This is a genomic window from Lentzea sp. NPDC092896 (assembly GCF_044754905.1).
Classification (GTDB): domain Bacteria; phylum Actinomycetota; class Actinomycetes; order Mycobacteriales; family Pseudonocardiaceae; genus Lentzea.
The window spans coordinates 252,921-269,709 of sequence record NZ_JBIVPX010000011.1 but is presented as its reverse complement, the minus strand read 5'-3'; the positions used below and the strand labels follow the sequence as shown (position 1 = coordinate 269,709).

The 16,789-nt window shown below is 68.8% G+C and carries 13 protein-coding genes; 5 read left to right on the top strand and 8 right to left on the bottom strand.

Going from position 1 to position 16,789, the window contains the following annotated elements; translation table 11 throughout:
• The first annotated feature begins 75 nt into the window (after positions 1-75).
• Together ACIQF0_RS40380 and ACIQF0_RS40375 are read left to right on the top strand one after the other, a co-directional pair.
• Complete coding sequence (locus ACIQF0_RS40380; protein WP_401038987.1) at positions 76-771, top strand: hypothetical protein; 696 nt, start codon at positions 76-78, stop codon at positions 769-771.
• A gap of 70 nt (positions 772-841) precedes the next feature.
• Positions 842-1,378, top strand: a complete 537-nt coding sequence (locus tag ACIQF0_RS40375) for a sortase domain-bontaining protein (protein ID WP_360044248.1) — start codon at positions 842-844, stop codon at positions 1,376-1,378.
• A gap of 77 nt (positions 1,379-1,455) precedes the next feature.
• Here ACIQF0_RS40375 and glpK read toward each other — a convergent pair whose 3' ends face one another.
• Positions 1,456-2,964 carry a glycerol kinase GlpK gene (gene glpK, locus ACIQF0_RS40370; protein ID WP_401038984.1) on the bottom strand — a complete coding sequence of 503 codons (1,509 nt, stop codon included), beginning with the start codon at positions 2,962-2,964 and terminating at the stop codon, positions 1,456-1,458.
• 13 nt (positions 2,965-2,977) lie between these two features.
• Positions 2,978-3,721 carry an MIP/aquaporin family protein gene (locus tag ACIQF0_RS40365; RefSeq protein ID WP_401038982.1) on the bottom strand — a complete coding sequence of 248 codons (744 nt, stop codon included), beginning with the start codon at positions 3,719-3,721 and terminating at the stop codon, positions 2,978-2,980.
• A gap of 284 nt (positions 3,722-4,005) precedes the next feature.
• Here ACIQF0_RS40365 and ACIQF0_RS40360 point away from each other — a divergent pair, with 284 nt between their 5' ends.
• Complete coding sequence (locus tag ACIQF0_RS40360; protein WP_401039157.1) at positions 4,006-5,715, top strand: glycerol-3-phosphate dehydrogenase/oxidase; 1,710 nt, start codon at positions 4,006-4,008, stop codon at positions 5,713-5,715.
• A gap of 20 nt (positions 5,716-5,735) precedes the next feature.
• Positions 5,736-7,145, top strand: a complete 1,410-nt coding sequence (locus tag ACIQF0_RS40355) for an alkaline phosphatase D family protein (protein WP_401038980.1) — start codon at positions 5,736-5,738, stop codon at positions 7,143-7,145.
• On the opposite strand, the gene ACIQF0_RS40350 is transcribed toward ACIQF0_RS40355, so the two are convergent.
• From ACIQF0_RS40350 to ACIQF0_RS40325, 6 genes are all read right to left on the bottom strand, one after another.
• Entirely contained in the window at positions 7,142-8,419 is a 1,278-nt protein-coding gene (locus tag ACIQF0_RS40350; protein WP_360044260.1) for a M20 family metallopeptidase, read from the bottom strand. The two genes, ACIQF0_RS40355 and ACIQF0_RS40350, sit on opposite strands and share 4 nt — an antisense overlap.
• A complete protein-coding gene (locus ACIQF0_RS40345; RefSeq protein ID WP_360044593.1) occupies positions 8,416-9,588 on the bottom strand; it encodes a M20 family metallopeptidase in 1,173 nt (390 codons plus the stop codon). The genes ACIQF0_RS40350 and ACIQF0_RS40345 overlap by 4 nt, the downstream gene beginning before the upstream one ends.
• A 204-nt stretch (positions 9,589-9,792) precedes the next feature.
• The gene (locus ACIQF0_RS40340; RefSeq protein WP_401038978.1) at positions 9,793-10,086 is read right to left on the bottom strand and encodes a hypothetical protein; all 294 of its coding nucleotides are present in this window, start codon (positions 10,084-10,086) and stop codon (positions 9,793-9,795) included.
• Between the two features lie 56 nt (positions 10,087-10,142).
• Positions 10,143-11,135, bottom strand: a complete 993-nt coding sequence (gene meaB, locus ACIQF0_RS40335; protein WP_401038975.1) for a methylmalonyl Co-A mutase-associated GTPase MeaB — start codon at positions 11,133-11,135, stop codon at positions 10,143-10,145.
• Positions 11,128-13,263, bottom strand: a complete 2,136-nt coding sequence (scpA, locus tag ACIQF0_RS40330; protein WP_401038974.1) for a methylmalonyl-CoA mutase — start codon at positions 13,261-13,263, stop codon at positions 11,128-11,130. Before scpA ends, meaB begins: the two co-directional genes overlap by 8 nt.
• Positions 13,260-15,053 (bottom strand): methylmalonyl-CoA mutase family protein, encoded by a 1,794-nt coding sequence (locus ACIQF0_RS40325; RefSeq protein WP_401039154.1) that lies wholly within the window; start codon positions 15,051-15,053, stop codon positions 13,260-13,262. The genes scpA and ACIQF0_RS40325 overlap by 4 nt, the downstream gene beginning before the upstream one ends.
• Positions 15,054-15,146: 93 nt before the next feature.
• Here ACIQF0_RS40325 and ACIQF0_RS40320 point away from each other — a divergent pair, with 93 nt between their 5' ends.
• Complete coding sequence (locus tag ACIQF0_RS40320) at positions 15,147-16,784, top strand: serine/threonine-protein kinase (RefSeq protein ID WP_401038972.1); 1,638 nt, start codon at positions 15,147-15,149, stop codon at positions 16,782-16,784.
• Positions 16,785-16,789 lie beyond the last annotated feature (5 nt).

Genomic DNA, 16,789 nt, shown 5'->3' with positions numbered 1-16,789 from the left:
CAAGCGAAAAACTGGGGGATTTCGTCCACTTAGGACGATGTTCGAATTGCCGGAACATCCTGGGGGATAACGGAAATGAAGACCATCAACACCATCGTCGCCTTGGCAGCGCTGGCGGCGGCAGCGTGCGCGTTCGGACCGAGCGCGCAGGCGCAGGAGGACGTGACGCCGAAGTTCCAGCTGGCGCCGGACGTCCTCATGAAGGGCCAGTGGTTCGAGGTGCAGATCGAGGAGGGGACCTGCCCCGGCGGGTCCGCGTCCATCACCTCGGCCGGATTCGCCGCGCCGGTCGGTGCCGGCAGCATCCACGGCACGACCGGCACCACGCCGGGCACGTACACGGCGACGCTGACGTGCAACGGCACCTCGAAGACCGGCACGACCGAGTACCAGGTCATCGACCGGAACGTGCGGCCGCAGTTCAAGATCGAGCCTTCTACCCTCGAGCCGGGACAGAAGTTCGAGGCACGGATCGAGAAGGGCGACTGCCCCGACGGCGGCACGATCGACTCACCTGGATTCCGCACGGAGGTCCCGGTGAGCAGCCCGTACGGGGTCGCGGGCGACAAGCCCGGCAAGTACACCGCGATCCTGACCTGCGTGGGCGGCACGCGCGGTGCGGCGGAGTTCGAGATCGTGCCGCTGACGCCTCCGGTGACTCCGGTCGTGGTCGGGGCCGCGAAGGCTCCCGTCGTGACGGCTCCCGTCGCGAAGGCTCCCGTCGTGAAGCCCAAGGGCGCGCCGCAGACCGGTGGTGGCGGCACCGCCTGATCATGATCACATTTCGATCCTGTCTTGGCCGGACGCGCAACTAACCCACGAGATGTGCGTCAATGGGTCCGTGGGGACTCGTGTCTTGATCGCGGTGCTGTGTGTGGCCCTGGCCACCGCCTGTTCGCAGGGACCGGCACCGAAGCCGTCGGCGGCGACGAGCGACAGCGCGCCGCCGCCGGTGGTGTCACCGCTCGGCAACTCCGACCCGATGGAGCTGAGGATCGAGCGGATCGGCGTGCGGTCGTCACTGGTCGCGCTCGGCCTCGACCAGCAGGGCGTCGTCCAGATGCCGCCCGCCAACGAGGGCATGCAGGCCGGTTGGTACCAAACGCAACCGCAGCAGTGGATCATCGTCGGCCGGATCGAGAGCAACAAGGCCAGAGGCGTCTACTTCCGGCTGAACGACCTGTTGACGGGCGACGTCATCGAAGTGTCCAAGAAGGACGGTTCGGTCGCCCGCTTCACCGTGACGCGCACGGAGCGGATCATCCGCGACGACTTCTTCGCGGAGGCCGTCGCGCGGGACAAGGACGAGCAGGGGCTGCGGCTGATCACGTGTGGCACCCGCGACAACGTGATCGTGCACGCCGCTGCTTCGTCCTGATTCGGCGAAGCCCTATCAGGACGAAGCAGCGGCCGCCTTCACCAGAAAATCGGAGTCTGCGGAGCAGCGACCAAAACTCAGTCCTCGACCCAGTCGAAGGTCTTGCTGACGGCCTTCTTCCAGTTCGCGTACTCGGACGCGCGGCGGGACTCGTCCATCTGCGGTTCCCACTGCTTGTCCTGCGCCCAGTTCTCGCGGATCTCGTCCTCGGTCTTCCAGAACCCGACCGCGAGACCGGCGGCGTAGGCGGCACCCAGCGCGGTCGTCTCCGCGACGACCGGCCTGATCACCGGCACACCCAGGATGTCCGCCTGGAACTGCATCAGCAGCTCGTTCACGACCATGCCGCCGTCGACCTTCAACGCGGTCAGGTCGACGCCGGAGTCGGCGTTCATCGCGTCGAGCACCTCCCGCGTCTGGAAGGCCGTCGCCTCCAGCACGGCCCGCGCGAGGTGGCCCTTGTTGACGAACCTCGTGAGACCCACGATCGCGCCGCGGGCGTCGGAACGCCAGTAGGGCGCGAACAGGCCGGAGAACGCGGGCACGAAGTACGCGCCGCCGTTGTCCTCCACCGAACTGGCGAAGTCCTCGATCTCGGCAGCGGAGCCGATCATGCCGAGGTTGTCGCGCAGCCACTGCACCAGCGAGCCGGTGACCGCGATCGAGCCCTCCAGGGCGTAGACGGCGGGCGCCTCACCGATCTTGTAGCAGACGGTGGTGAGCAACCCGTTCTCGCTCATCACCTTCTCGGTGCCGGTGTTGAGCAGCATGAAGTTGCCGGTGCCGTAGGTGTTCTTGGCTTCGCCGGGTGACAGGCAGGCCTGGCCGAACGTCGCCGCCTGCTGGTCGCCGAGGATGCCCGCGATCGGCACGCCGGCCAGCGCGCCGCGTTCGCGCACCTGGCCGTAGACCTCCGACGAGGAACGGATCTCCGGCAGCATCGACATCGGAATGCCCATGTCCGAAGCGATCGACTCGTCCCACTGCAGCGTGTCGAGGTCCATCAGCATGGTCCGCGACGCGTTGGTCGGGTCGGTGACGTGCACGCCGCCGTCCGTGCCGCCGGTCATGTTCCACAGCACCCACGTGTCCATGTTGCCGAACAGCAGGTCGCCGGCCTCGGCCCTCTCCCGCGCGCCTTCGACGTTGTCGAGGATCCAGCGGACCTTGGGGCCGGAGAAGTAGGTCGCCAGCGGCAGGCCGACCTTCTGGCGGTAGCGCTCCTGGCCACCGCCCAGCGCACCCAGTTCCTGCACGATCTTGTCGGTGCGCGTGTCCTGCCAGACGATGGCGTTGTAGACGGGTTCGCCGGTGTTCTTGTCCCACACCAGCGCGGTCTCGCGCTGGTTGGTGATGCCGACGGCAGCGATGTCCGAAGTGGACAGGTCGGCTTTCGCGAGCGCGCCCGCGGCGACCTGGCGGGTGTTCTGCCAGACCTCCTTCGGGTCGTGCTCGACCCACCCCGCCTTGGGGAAGATCTGCTCGTGCTCCTTCTGGTCGACCGAGACCACCCGCCCGGAGTGGTCGAAGATCATGCACCGGCTGGAGGTGGTGCCCTGGTCGATCGCGGCCACGTACTGCGTCATGCGAGAAGTCCTTTCAGACCGGGAGAACCAGGAAGAGCAGCGCGGCGAGCGCGCCACCCACGAGCGGGCCGACGACGGGGACCCACGAATAGCCCCAGTTGGCGTCGCCCTTGTTGTGAATCGGCATCATGAAGGCGTAGGCGATGCGCGGACCGAGGTCGCGCGCCGGGTTGATGGCGTAGCCGGTCGGGCCACCGAGCGACGTGCCGATGACCAGCACGACGAACGCGACACCCGCGTACCCGAGCGCCGAGTTGCCGAACGTCGGCACCCCGTCCACCGACACCTTCGCGGCCGGCGACAGCAGGATCCACGCGACGAGGACGAACGTGCCGATGATCTCGGACACGAGGTTCCACGGCTTGTTCGGCACGGTCGGGCCGGTGGAGAAGATGCCGAGTGTGCCCTGCGGTTCGTCGTGCGTGTCGAACTGCAGCTTGTAGGTGGCCCAGCAGAGCATCGCGCCGATGATGGCGCCGACCATCTGGCCGAGGACGTAGACGGGCACGTCGCCCCACGGAGTCTTGTCCGCGATCGCGAGTCCCAGCGTCACCGCCGGATTGAGGTGCGCCCCGCTCGGAGCGGCGATGCTCGCGCCGGTGAAGACCGCGAAGGCCCAGCCGACGTTGACGAAGAGGAATCCTGTGCTGTTTCCGAGGGTGTTCTTGAGCACCTGGTTCGCGACGACACCGGTGCCCAGGAGGATGAGGACCGCGGTCCCCAGCATCTCCCAGACGAAGATCGAGCCTGCGCTCATCGTCGACCTCCACTCGTTTGCGGCCAGGCAGGACGCGCAAACCCGAGGTCAGGGCCGCGCCGCCCGCCTACAACGTGACCGGACGCTATTACCGACCTGATCAGTTGTCCACGCCAAGTGCGTGCAGTCAGGCCGGATTTGGGCCATCCGGTTCTGGCCCGCGCGCCCGTGGGCGGGAGGCGGTCGCTGAAGGTAGCGTGAGGCGAAGTCGTAGCAGGGAGGCGTCAGTCGTGGCCACGCGCAAGAACGCAGCTGCACCACCGCGAACCCATGCCGAACCGCCGATCACCGGCCGGCTCGGTCCGGCCGAACGCGAGGAGGCCTGGCAGCGGCTGGGCGCCGAGACGTTCGACGTCGTGGTCGTCGGCGGCGGTGTCGTCGGTGTCGGCGCGGCACTGGACGCCGCCACGCGGGGACTGCGGGTGGCGCTCGTCGAGGCCCGTGACCTGGCGTCGGGCACTTCCAGCCGGTCCTCCAAGCTCTTCCACGGCGGCCTGCGCTACCTGGAGCAGCTGGAGTTCGGTCTGGTGCGCGAGGCACTGCGCGAGCGCGAGCTGATGCTGACCCGCATCGCGCCGCACCTGGTGAAGCCCGTCGCGTTCCTCTACCCGCTGAGCAACCGCATCTGGGAACGCCCGTACTCGGCGGCCGGTCTGTTCCTGTACGACACGATGGGCGGCGCCCGGTCCGTGCCGGGGCAGAAACACCTCACCCGAGCGGGTGCGCTCCGGCTGGTTCCCGCGTTGAAGCGCGACGCCTTGATCGGCGGCATCCGCTACTACGACGCCCAGGCCGACGACGCCCGGCACACCATGATGGTCGGCCGCACCGCCGCCCACTACGGCGCCGTGGTGCGGACGTCGACCCAGGTGGTCGAGTTCCTGCGCGAGGCGGACCGCGTGTCCGGCGTGCGGGTGCGCGACGTCGAGGACGGGCGCGAGGTCGACGTGCGGGCGCACGCCGTGATCAACGCGACCGGCGTCTGGACCGACGAGCTTCAGCGGCTTTCGGGCTCGCGCGGGCGGTTCCGGGTGCGGGCGTCGAAGGGCGTGCACATCGTCGTTCCGCGCGACCGGATCGTCGCCGAGGCCGGCATGATCCTGCGCACCGAGAAGTCCGTGCTGTTCGTCATCCCGTGGCGCAACCACTGGATCGTCGGCACCACGGACACAGACTGGAACCTCGACCTGGCGCACCCCGCGGCCACCAAGCACGACATCGACTACATCCTCGAACACGTCAACTCGGTGCTCGCGACCCCGTTGACGCACGACGACATCGAGGGCGTCTACGCGGGCCTGCGCCCGTTGCTGGCGGGCGAGAACGACTCGACGTCCAAGCTTTCGCGCGAGCACGCGGTCGCGCGGGTCTCCCCCGGTCTGGTCGCGATCGCGGGCGGCAAGTACACGACGTACCGGGTGATGGGCGCGGACGCCGTCGACGCGGCGCACGTCGACCTGCCTGGCCGGATCCAGCCGTCCATCACGGACAAGGTGCCGCTGGTCGGCGCCGACGGCTATCACGCCCTGGTGAACCAGGCCGACCAGCTCGCGGCCAAGCACGGCCTGCACCCGTACCGCGTGCGGCACCTGCTGGACCGCTACGGCTCGCTGGTGCACGAGGTGTTGTCGCTGGCGGCGGACAACCCGGAGCTGCTCAAGCCGATCCCGGCCTCGCCCGACTACCTGCAGGTGGAGGCGGTGTACGCGGTCTCGCACGAGGGCGCGATGCACCTCGAGGACGTGCTGACGCGGCGCACCCGCATCTCCATCGAGTACGCCCACCGCGGCGTCGACTCGGCGGACGCGGTGGCCAGGCTGGTCGCGCCGATCCTCGGGTGGGACGAGGACGCGATCAAGCGCGAGGTCGAGATCTACAACGCCCGCGTCGAGGCCGAGCGCACGTCCCAGACCAAGCCGGACGACCAGGCGGCGGACGCGATTCGTGCCTCGGCACCGGAAGCGCGTCCTCAGTTGACCGAACCCGTGAGCTGATCTTCGGCATGCTGTAGGGCATGACCGGGGTTGGCAGACGAACTTTCCTGATCGGTGCAGCCGTGGCCGGTGCCGCTTCGACCGGTACCGCCCACGCTGCCCCTCCTGTGTTCGAGCACGGTGTCGCGTCCGGCGACCCGTTGCCCGATGGCGTCCTGCTGTGGACGCGCGTGATCACGTCCGGGCCGATCCGGTGGGAGGTCGCTCGTGACGAGGACTTCCACCGGATCGTGAAGCGCGGTGTCACCCGCACTTCCGCTGCTCGCGACCACACGGTGAAGGTCGAGGTCCACGGCCTTCACGAGAACACCCGCTACTGGTACCGGTTCCGCGTCGGCGACGTCGTGTCACCGGTCGGCAGGACCAAGACCGGCGGCTGCGGGTCCGAGCTGAACTTCGGCGTCACGTCGTGCGCGAACTGGTCGGCCGGGTACTTCGCCGGCTACGGGTACCTGGCCCGCCAGGACCTCGACGCCGTGATCCACCTCGGCGACTACATCTACGAGAACGTCGACGGCGAGGTCCGGGTGCAGGACCCACCGCACAAGTGCCTCACCCTCGACGACTACCGGCGCCGGCACGCGGAGTACAAGACCGACCAGCACGTCCAGGCGCTGCACTCGGCCCACGCCATGATCGCGACCTGGGACGACCACGAGAGCGCCGACAACTCGTCCAGCATCGGTTCGCCGCAACACGATCCGGCCACCGAGGGCCCGTGGGGCGCACGGCTGGCCGCAGCGACGCAGGCCTACTTCGAGTGGATGCCCGTGCGCGAGGGCAGGCTCGACCGGACGTTCCGCTTCGGCGAACTGGCGACGCTGACCATGCTCGACCTGCGTTCGTACCGCACCGACACCACGATTCTCGGTGCCGCGCAACGGGACTGGTTGATCGACACCCTCACCACCGACCGCGCCCGCTGGCAGCTCGTCGGCAACTCGGTGATGCTCAGCCCGCTCAAGGTGCCGCCGCTGCCGGGGCTGCCGCAGACGAACCCCGACCAGTGGGACGGCTTTCCCGCCGACCGGGAGCTGGTGCTCAGGTCGTTGGGCGAGCGGAAGAACACGGTGTTCCTGACCGGCGACATCCACAGCTCGTGGGCCAACGACGTGCCACTCGGCGACCAGTCGGTGGCCACCGAGTACGTCGTCACGTCACTGACGTCGGACAACTTCGACGACCTGCTGAAGGTGCCGCCGCGCACGGTCGCGCTGCAGGTCGAGGCGCAGTTCCAGGCGCTCAACCCGCACGTGCGGTTCGTGGAGCTGGACTCGCACGGCGTCTCGACGTTGCGGGTGACCGCGGACGAGGTGCGGTTCGACTGGCACTACGTCGTGGACAAGAAGAACCCGGACAGCGCTGTGGCGCGTGCGCATTCGTTCCGCACGCGCCACAACACAGCTCGAACTGAAAGGGTCGTCCTCTAGGCGAGAGCAGCCAGCGCGGTGTGCACCATCACGCGGACGCCCACGAGGAGCGCACGCTCGTCGAGGTCGAACGTCGGCTGGTGCAGGTCGCGCTGCTTCTCCTGGCCGTTCCACACGCCGAGGCGCGCGAACGAGCCGGGCACGTGCTCCAGGTACCAGCCGAAGTCCTCACCACCGGACGACTGCTCGGTGCCTGCGAGCGCGTCGTCGCCCAGTGCGGCCTCGATGCCGGCGCGCAGGATCTGGGTCGACTCGCGCTCGTTCACCACCGGCGGCACGCCGCGGCGGTGGTGCAGGTCGAAGCCGACGCCGGTGGGAGCCAGCAGACCCGTCACCAGGTCCTTGACCAACGGCTCCAGCTCGGCCCAGATGTCGCGGTCGCCGGTGCGCAGCGTGCCTCGCACCAGGCCGTCCTGCGGCACCGCGTTGGGCGCCTCGCCCGCGTGCACCGCGCCCCACACCAGGACGGTGCCGGAGCGGGGGTCGACGCGGCGCGACAGCATCGTCGGCAGGCCGGTGATGACCGTGCCGAGCGCGTGCACCAGGTCCGCGGTGAGGTGCGGGCGCGAGGTGTGGCCGCCCGGCGACGACAGCCGCAGCTCCAGCAGGTCGGAGGCCGACGTGATGGCGCCGATGCGCGTGCCGATGCGGCCGACCTGCAGGCGCGGGTCGCAGTGCAGACCGAAAATTCGCTCCACGCCGTCGAGTCCGCCCGCGGCCAGCACGTCGAGCGCGCCGCCCGGCATGACCTCCTCGGCCGGCTGGAACACCAGCCGGATGCGGCCGGGCAGCTCCGTCGCCGACGCGAGCGCCAGCGCGGTGCCGAGCAGGACCGTCGTGTGGGCGTCGTGACCGCACGCGTGCGACACACCGTCCACAGTGGATCCGAACGGCAGGCCGGTGTTCTCGTGCAGCGGCAGGGCGTCCATGTCCGCGCGGAGAGCCACGCAGCGGGGGCCGTGACCGATGTCGCAGATCAGGCCCGTGCCGCCGGGGAGGATGCGCGGCTTGAGGCCGACCTCGCGCAGCAGCTTCGCGACGAGTTCGGTGGTGTTGTACTCGCGCCGGGAGAGCTCGGGGTTGGCGTGGATGTGCCTGCGCCAGGCGACGACGTCGGCGGAGTTCGCCTTCAGCCAGTCGTCGAGCCAGGCGGGGCCACGGCCTTCTCCCAGATCATCCACAGGAGACATGCTCACCCCGGTGGGGTCCACGAGCATCTCGGTGGACGTCTTCACAGTTGAGGAGCCCGAAGGCCGGGAGTCCAGAACCGTCATGCCGCACCTCCGCGGGCCAGCAGCCGTGCTCGCTGCTGGGAATCGGTGGCTGTCGCGATCGTCGTCCAAGCCATGGCTAGTGCTCCGTCGAGGAGCGCACGGTCGGCCGACGCCGAGGCACAGGCGGTCGCGAACTCTAGTTGGTGGTTCACCGCGTCTCCGCAGTCGATTGCGATGGTCGGGTGGATGGCGGGCAACACTCTGGTGACGTTGCCCATGTCGGTGCTCCCGATCTTCTCTCGTTGTTCCTGTTCGGGCGAGAGCGGTCGTCTTCCCAGCTCAGTGGCCGCACGCCGGTAGGCGTCCGCCAGCCACGGATCGGGAGTCAACTCGGCGTAGATCGGTGAGACCTGCACGACCTCATGGGTGCAACCGGTCGCGAGCGCGCCGGCCGAGAAGCAGTCGCGGATCCGGTTCTCCAGACGCTGCAACGATTCCAGGTTTTCCGCCCTCACATCGAACATCGCCGATGCGCGGGCGGGTATTACGTTCGGCACGGTGCCGCCGTTGGTGACGATGCCGCTCACCATCTGGCCCGGTTCGAAGTGCTGCCGCAGCAGACTGATCGAGATCTGCGCGACGGTCACCGCGTCCGCGGCGTTGATGCCCAGGTGGGGGGCCGCGGCCGCGTGTGACGGCTTGCCCGTGTAGCGCACCTCGAGATCGGTGATGGCGAGCGATTTGGCGGCGCACGACTCGTACGGCGCCGGGTGCACCATCATCGAGAGCGAGACGTCGTCGAACACGCCCCGTTCCAGCATGAGCACCTTGCCGCCGCCGACCTCTTCCGCTGGAGTTCCGATCACCTTGACGGTGATACCCAACTGGTCGGCGATGTCACGCAGAGCAAGCGCCGAGCCGACGGAAGCGGCGGCGATGACGTTGTGCCCGCACGCGTGCCCGACTTCGGGCAGAGCGTCGTATTCGGCACAAAGTCCCAGCACCAGCTCGCCGTCGCCGTACGTCGCGACGAACGCGGTGTCGAGATCCGCGACCCCGCGGTCGACCTTGAAGCCCTCGCGAGCGAGCAGAGAAGTGATCTTCTCGACGCTGCGGTGCTCCTCGAAGGCCAGCTCAGGCTCTGCGTGGATCGAGTGCGACAGGTCCAGCAGCGCGTCCGAGTACCGCTCGACGGTCGAGCGTGTGCTGATCTTCAAGTCGGTACCCATTTGCCACCATCCTGCATCACCACTCACAGGACGCAGCGCGCTGATGATGATCAACCGGACGGCCGGTCGCGGCGCTGCGCCAAGCGGCGAGCGAGTTTCGGTCTGACCGATCAACGATGACGCAAATGGTCGCGAGACACGCTTAATTTTGACTATTACGTCCCAGCATGTGGGACGTGCGGTCTCAGCGCACCTACCGTTCGGCTAGCCCTTCTTGGCAGCCCGTTCCTTGCGCCACTTCGCCCACCGCTTCTTGTTGCGGTAGTAGACCAGCACGAACAGCAGCACGGCGATGCCGCCGATCCACAGCTTGCGCTTGGTCTCTTCACGGGTCTCAGGCGACGGCACCTGCGGTGCGTTCACGTCGGGAGCCGGGTTCACGGTCGTCTGCTGCGCAGCCGCCACAGGCGCGCTCGCCGCCTCTTGCGCGGACGCCACTCCGGCGATCCCGAGAACGCTCATCAGCGAGAACACGCAGGCCAGCAGCAACCTCGACATGGCCTGAACTCTACCTCGAATACCACGATCGAAGGTCACCCAAACTAGTTAAGCGCCTACCGTGAGTCCGATTGGAACGCCTTCAAAATCTGCTCGGCCGCAAGGGTGGCGGTGAGCTCTCCGAGGCGCACCTTCTCTTCCAGAGAGGGGGCGAGGGAACGCACGGCGGTGCTCTCGCGCACCTGCCGCCACAGTTCGTCGTGGACCATCATCCAGGTCCATTCGACCTGCTGACGGCGACGGCGTTCGTCCAGTTCCCCGGCGTCTTCCAGGATGCGCCGGTGTTCCATCACTCGGGACCACAGCTCGTCCAGACCGGCACCGGTGAGACCCGAGCAGGTGAGGACCGGCGGGTGCCACAACGCGTCCGGCGGGCGCAGCAGCTTCAGCGCCCCGGCCAGTTCGCGGGCGGCCTTGCGGGCATCGAGCTCGTGATCACCGTCTGCCTTGTTGACCGCGATGACGTCCGCGAGCTCCAGGATGCCCTTCTTGATGCCCTGCAACTGGTCGCCGGTGCGCGCGAGGGTGAGGAACAGCGAGCAGTCCGTCATGTTCGCGACGGCCACCTCGGACTGCCCGACGCCGACGGTCTCGACCAGCACCACGTCGAAGCCGGCGGCCTCGACCAGCACGATCGTCTCGCGGGTGGCCTGCGCGACGCCGCCGAGCGTGCCGGACGTCGGCGAGGGCCTGATGAACGCGTCCTGGTTCACCGACAGCCGCTGCATCCGAGTCTTGTCGCCCAGAATGCTGCCGCCGGTGCGGGTCGAGGACGGGTCGACGGCGAGCACCGCGACCCGGTGCCCCTGCTCGGTCAGCGTCGTGCCGAGGGCGTCGATGAACGTCGACTTGCCCACGCCGGGCACACCGGTGATGCCGACCCTGATCGCGTCGCCCGACTTCGGCAACAGCTCGATCAGCAGCTCCTGGGCCTTGGCCCGGTGCTCGGCGCGCGTCGACTCGACGAGCGTGATGGCCCTGGCCAGCACGCCGCGATTGCCGTCGAGGACGCCCTTGGTGTACTCGGCGACATCGATCACCCTAGCCATGGTGCTCGAGTTGCTTCGCGAGTTTCACCAGTAGGTCCTTCGCCGCGTCCGCGATCACGGTGCCGGGCGGGAAGATCGCCGCCGCACCCGCCGCGTACAGCTCGTCGAAGTCCTGCGGCGGGATCACGCCACCGACGACGATCATGATGTCCTCGCGGCCGAGCTTCGTCAGCTCCTCCTTCAGCGCCGGCACCAGCGTGAGGTGGCCGGCGGCGAGCGAGGACACGCCGACGATGTGCACGTCTGCCTCGACGGCCTGGCGCGCGACCTCGTCCGGCGTCTGGAACAGCGGGCCGACGTCGACGTCGAAGCCGAGGTCCGCGAACGCCGTGGCGATGACCTTCTGGCCGCGGTCGTGCCCGTCCTGGCCCATCTTGGCGACCAGAATGCGCGGCCGGCGACCTTCCTCCACCGCGAAGGCCTCGACGACCTCGCGGCAGGCGTCCACGTTGGACACCGATCCGACCTCCTGCCGGTAGACGCCGGAAATGGTGCGGATCTGGGCGGTGTGCCGCCCCCACACCTTGCCGAGGGACTCGGAGATCTCGCCGACGGTCGCCTTGGCGCGGGCGGCGTTGATCGCCAGCTCCAGCAGGTTGCCGCCGCCGTTCGCCGCGTTCGTGAGGGCGTCGAGCGCACTGTCCACAGCGGACTGGTCGCGCTCCTCCCTGAGCCTGCGCAGTTTCTCGAGCTGCTGCGTGCGCACACCGGCGTTGTCGACCTTGAGCACCTCGATCTGCTCGTCGGTGCCCACCAGGTACTTGTTGACGCCGATGACGGGCTGCCGTCCGGAGTCGATGCGCGCTTGGGTGCGGGCCGCCGCTTCCTCGATGCGGAGCTTCGGGATGCCTTCGTCGATCGCGCGGGCCATGCCGCCGGCCTTCTCGACCTCGGCGATGTGCTCCCACGCCTTGGCGGCGAGCTCGTTCGTGAGCCGCTCGACGTACGCGCTGCCGCCCCACGGGTCGATCACGCGCGTCGTGCCGGACTCCTGCTGGAGCAGCAGCTGCGTGTTGCGGGCGATGCGCGCGGAGAAGTCGGTGGGCAGCGCCAGCGCCTCGTCGAGTGCGTTGGTGTGCAACGACTGCGTGTGTCCCTGCGTCGCCGCCATCGCCTCGACGCACGTGCGCGCGACGTTGTTGAACACGTCCTGCGCGGTGAGGCTCCATCCGGATGTCTGGCAGTGGGTCCTGAGGCTGAGCGACTTCTGGCTCTTCGGCTGGAAGTCGTTCACGAGCTTGGCCCAGAGCAGCCGCGCGGCCCGCATCTTGGCGATCTCCATGAAGTAGTTCATGCCGATCGCCCAGAAGAAGCTCAGCCGTGGCGCGAACGCGTCGACGTCCAGCCCCGCTGCCTGACCTGCGCGGATGTACTCGACGCCGTCCGCGAGCGTGTACGCCAGCTCCAGGTCGGCCGTCGCCCCTGCCTCCTGCATGTGGTAGCCGGAGATCGAGATGGAGTTGTACTTCGGCATGTTCTGGCTGGTGTAGCTGAAGATGTCGGAGATGATCCGCATCGACGCCGCGGGCGGGTAGATGTAGGTGTTGCGGACCATGAACTCCTTGAGGATGTCGTTCTGGATCGTCCCCATGAGCTGCTCCGGCTTCACCCCCTGCTCCTCCGCCGCCACCACGAACAGCGCGAGGATCGGCAGCACCGCGCCGTTCATCGTCATCGACACGGACATCTTGTCCAGCGGGATGCCGTCGAACAGCGTGCGCATGTCGTAGATCGAGTCGATCGCCACCCCGGCCATGCCGACGTCACCGGCGACGCGCGGGTGGTCCGAGTCGTAGCCGCGGTGGGTGGCGAGGTCGAACGCCACCGAGAGGCCCTTCTGGCCGGCCGCGAGGTTGCGGCGGTAGAAGGCGTTCGACTCCTCAGCAGTGGAGAAACCCGCGTACTGGCGGACGGTCCACGGCTGGTTGACGTACATCGTGGGGTACGGGCCGCGGAGGAACGGCGCCACGCCGGGGTAGGTTCGCAGGAAGTCGAGACCGTCCACATCGGACGGACCGTAGACCGGCTTGACCGCGATGCCCTCCGGCGTCTCCCACGGCGGCAGGTCGGTCTCGTACTTCGCCTGCGGGAGCGGGCCGAGGTCGATGTCCGCGAAGTTGGGGATCATCGCTCCACTCCCAGGAATCCGTAGGTGTCGTTGAGGATCTCGAGCGCCGGGCATCCCGTGTAGACGAAACCGTCGACGTCCGCGTCGGTCTTCTTGCCCGCCAGGAGTACCCGCTCGGCTCCGGCCTGACGCAGCGCCTCGACGGCGGGGACGGCCTGGTCGGCATAGCTGGTGTCGCTGCCGCACAGGACGGCGACCTTGGCGCCGGACTCCTTGAACCTCTGGGCCACGTCTTCGGGGGTCTTGGTCGCGCCCGCGTTCGGGGTGGCGAAACCGCCGGCGTTGAAGAGGTTCGCGGCGAAGGTGGCTCTGGCGGTGTGGGCGGCGACCGGGCCGAGGGTGGCCAGGAAGACCTGCGGCCGTTCGGGCTGGGCGTCGGCCAGGTCGCGCAGCTCCTCGAAGGCCTGTGCGTAACGGACGCGCGGCAGCCCGAAATTGTCAGACCTGCCTGAGAAACTTGGGATGGGGGGTGTTTCCCCCCAGGGGGCCTGCGAGTCCGAATCGATTCCGACCGCGGGCTCGGCTCCGGTTTCAGCGGCGGGCGCGGCGGGCTCGCGGACGACCGGCTTCTCGCCGAGGTTCGGGAACTCGCTCACCCCCGTGATCGGGTCGCTCCGGTTCGCGAGCCGGGCCGACCGGGCCTCCCAGGTGGCAGCGATCCGCGAGGCGACCAGCGACCGAGCCGAGTCCAGCCCACCCGCCCGTTCGATCTCCTGGAACCACGCCCAGGCCGACACGGCCAGCGAGTCGGTCAGCTTCTCCACGTACCAGGACCCGGCCGCGGGGTCGATCACCTCGCCGAGGTGCGACTCCTCCAGCAGCAGGTTCTGCGTGTTGCGCGCGATCCGCCTGGCGAACTCGTCCGGCAGCCCGATCGCCGCGTCGAACGGCTGCACCGTCACCGCATCCGCCCCACCGAGACCGGCAGACAAGCACGCCACGGTGGTGCGCAGCATGTTCACCCACGGGTCGCGGCGGGTCATCATCGCCGACGACGTCACGGCGTGCTGCACCTGCACGGCATCAGAAACGCCGGACACCTCGGCCACGCGCGCCCACAGCCGACGAGCGGCGCGCAGCTTGGCGATCGTCATGAACTGGTCGGCCGTCGCGGCGTAGCGGAACTCGAGCTGCGCGAAAGCCTCCTCAGCCGAAAGCCCCGCACCGGTCAGAGCGCGCAGGTGCGAAACAGCCAGCGCGAGAGAGGCGCCCAGCTCTTCGGAGTCGGAGCCACCGGCGTCGTGGAACGGCAACGCGTCCACCACGACGGTCCGCAGCCAGGGGAACTGCGATCGAGCCTGCTTGATGACGTCGAGGGCCTCGCCGTGAGGCGTCAGAGCCAGGTTGCCGCGCACCTCGTCGGCCAGCAGCGGCGCCTGGTCGTAGATCCGCAGCATCGCGCGTGCGGCGTCCACGGAGCCGTCGAGGACGATCGGCGCGAGGTCGAGGTACACGCCGTCGAGCAGACGTTCCAGCGACGCGGCCGGCACGGCGAGCCACAGGGAGGTGACGCCGCCCTCCAGGTCGTTCATCAGAGCGACCGGATCGGGCACGGCGTGGCGCTGCCGGATGTCCCAGCCCTGCTTCACCGGAGCGAGCGCGTAGGGCTCCAGGGCGTCGTCGAGGGTGTAGAGCGGCTGGAGTTCGATGCCGTCGTACGTCTTCGTGACCAGGGAGTCGAAGCTCGCGCCGGTCTTGCGGAGCACGGCGTCGACCAGCTCTCGCCACTGTTCCCTCGACGCTGAGGGGAACTCGTTCGGGCGGAATTCGGCGGTCAATGCCAACTCCATCATGCGTTGCAGTGTTACCGACCAGTACCGACACGGCTATGTGAGGTTCACCGCCGTTAACGATGCAGTCAGTGTGTCAGGAACAATTGAGGCGTGGACAAAGGTGACCTGAAGCGCCTGATCGCAGATCGATATCGGCTGCTGCACGTGCTCGGTCAGGGCTCGATGGGCACCGTGTGGGCCGCTCACGACGAGGTGCTGGGCAGGCAGGTCGCGGTGAAGGGCATCCTGCAGACGCCCGGCATGCCCGAGGTCGAGGCCGCTCAGCTGCGTGAACGGACCATGCGCGAGGCGCGGGCCGTCGCCGCGTTGTCCCACCCGAACCTCGTGACGCTCTACGACGTCCTGCAGCAGGACGGCGACCCGTACGTGGTGATGGAACTGGTGCCGTCCCGCAGCCTCGGCGAGGTGCTGCAGGAACAGGGCTGCCTCACCGAGAAGCAGGGCGCGGCGGTGCTGGACGCGATCGCGGCGGCGCTGGCGTCGGCGCATCGGGCCGGCATCACGCACCGGGACGTGAAGCCCGGCAACGTGCTCATCGCCGACGACGGCCGGGTGAAGCTCACGGACTTCGGCATCGCGCGCAACGTCGCCGAGGCCACCATGACCGCGCGCGGCATCACGCTCGGCACGCCCGCCTACATCGCGCCGGAGGTGGCTCAGGGCGGTGACGTGTCGGCGGCCGCGGACAGGTGGTCGCTGGGCGCGACGATGTGGGCCGCGATGTCCGGCGAGCCGCCGTACGTGGGCCGCAACGTCATGCAGACGATCAACTCGGTGATCCACGGCGACGTGCCGGTGCCGGCGGGTGCCGGGCGGCTCGCGCCGGTGATCAGCGGGTTGATGCAGAAGGACCCGGCCGAGCGGCTGTCGCTGGTCGACGTGCGCAGGCAGGTCTACCCGCTGCTGCCGGAGCCGGGCACGGACGCGTTCGAGGTCCGCGAACCGGTGCAGGTGCCGATCGTCGTGCGGCCCAAGCCGAAGATCGAGCCGGACGCGCCGCTGGCGGACGACCCCGGCCCGTTGCCGTTCATGATCACGAAGCCGATGGCGCCGGAGCGGCGACGCGGACGCGTGGCCACGACGTTCGTGCTGGTGGCGGCGGTCCTGCTGTTCGTGGCCGGCTCCGGCGGCGGGTTCGCGCTGACCAGGCTGGCCGCGGGCGCGCCGCTGCTGCCGCCGGCCGAGCAGACGCTGCCCACCCTGCCGACCCTGCCCACGTCGGCGACCCTGCAACCCCGCACCCTCTCGGCCGTGCTGGCGAACGGCGACCAGGGCGGCAGGTTCACGCTGAACGTCGAGCAGAGCTGGTCGGTCTACACCGAGCAACGTGCCGCCGACCAGCGGTTCCCGGTCTCGGCGATGGTGCACCTCGTGTCGGGCAGCGGCGCGTACGAGGTGACGGTGCAGCGGTTCCCCGAGTACTACCCGAAGCGCGACATCGACACGTACGTGGCCGGCGTGCAGGGACGCTGGCCCGGCAGGTTCTTCGGCGGCGAGACGACCTCGACGCCGGACCTCCCCGGGCCGCGCAGCGAGAACAGCATCCAGTTCCTCTACAAGACGGTCGAGGGTGACGAGCCCACCGCGCTGCGCAGGTCGCACTTCTCCCGCCTGCTCCCCTACGGCAACGACCTGTGGGTGGTCGAGGTCATCGTGCCGACCGAGCAGGAGGACGAGGCCCGCGTGCGACTGTTCGACGCGATCGCCTCCACCTTCGCACCGGTTTAAGCTCT

Coding starts and splice junctions, on each gene's coding strand:
- ACIQF0_RS40325 (WP_401039154.1), bottom strand. CDS start 15,053: ATGGAGTTGGCATTGACCGCCGAATTCCGCCCGAACGAGTTCCCCTCA.
- glpK (WP_401038984.1), bottom strand. CDS start 2,964: ATGACGCAGTACGTGGCCGCGATCGACCAGGGCACCACCTCCAGCCGG.
- scpA (WP_401038974.1), bottom strand. CDS start 13,263: ATGATCCCCAACTTCGCGGACATCGACCTCGGCCCGCTCCCGCAGGCG.
- meaB (WP_401038975.1), bottom strand. CDS start 11,135: ATGGCTAGGGTGATCGATGTCGCCGAGTACACCAAGGGCGTCCTCGAC.
- ACIQF0_RS40355 (WP_401038980.1), top strand. CDS start 5,736: ATGACCGGGGTTGGCAGACGAACTTTCCTGATCGGTGCAGCCGTGGCC.
- ACIQF0_RS40345 (WP_360044593.1), bottom strand. CDS start 9,588: ATGGGTACCGACTTGAAGATCAGCACACGCTCGACCGTCGAGCGGTAC.
- ACIQF0_RS40380 (WP_401038987.1), top strand. CDS start 76: ATGAAGACCATCAACACCATCGTCGCCTTGGCAGCGCTGGCGGCGGCA.
- ACIQF0_RS40365 (WP_401038982.1), bottom strand. CDS start 3,721: ATGAGCGCAGGCTCGATCTTCGTCTGGGAGATGCTGGGGACCGCGGTC.
- ACIQF0_RS40350 (WP_360044260.1), bottom strand. CDS start 8,419: ATGACGGTTCTGGACTCCCGGCCTTCGGGCTCCTCAACTGTGAAGACG.
- ACIQF0_RS40340 (WP_401038978.1), bottom strand. CDS start 10,086: ATGTCGAGGTTGCTGCTGGCCTGCGTGTTCTCGCTGATGAGCGTTCTC.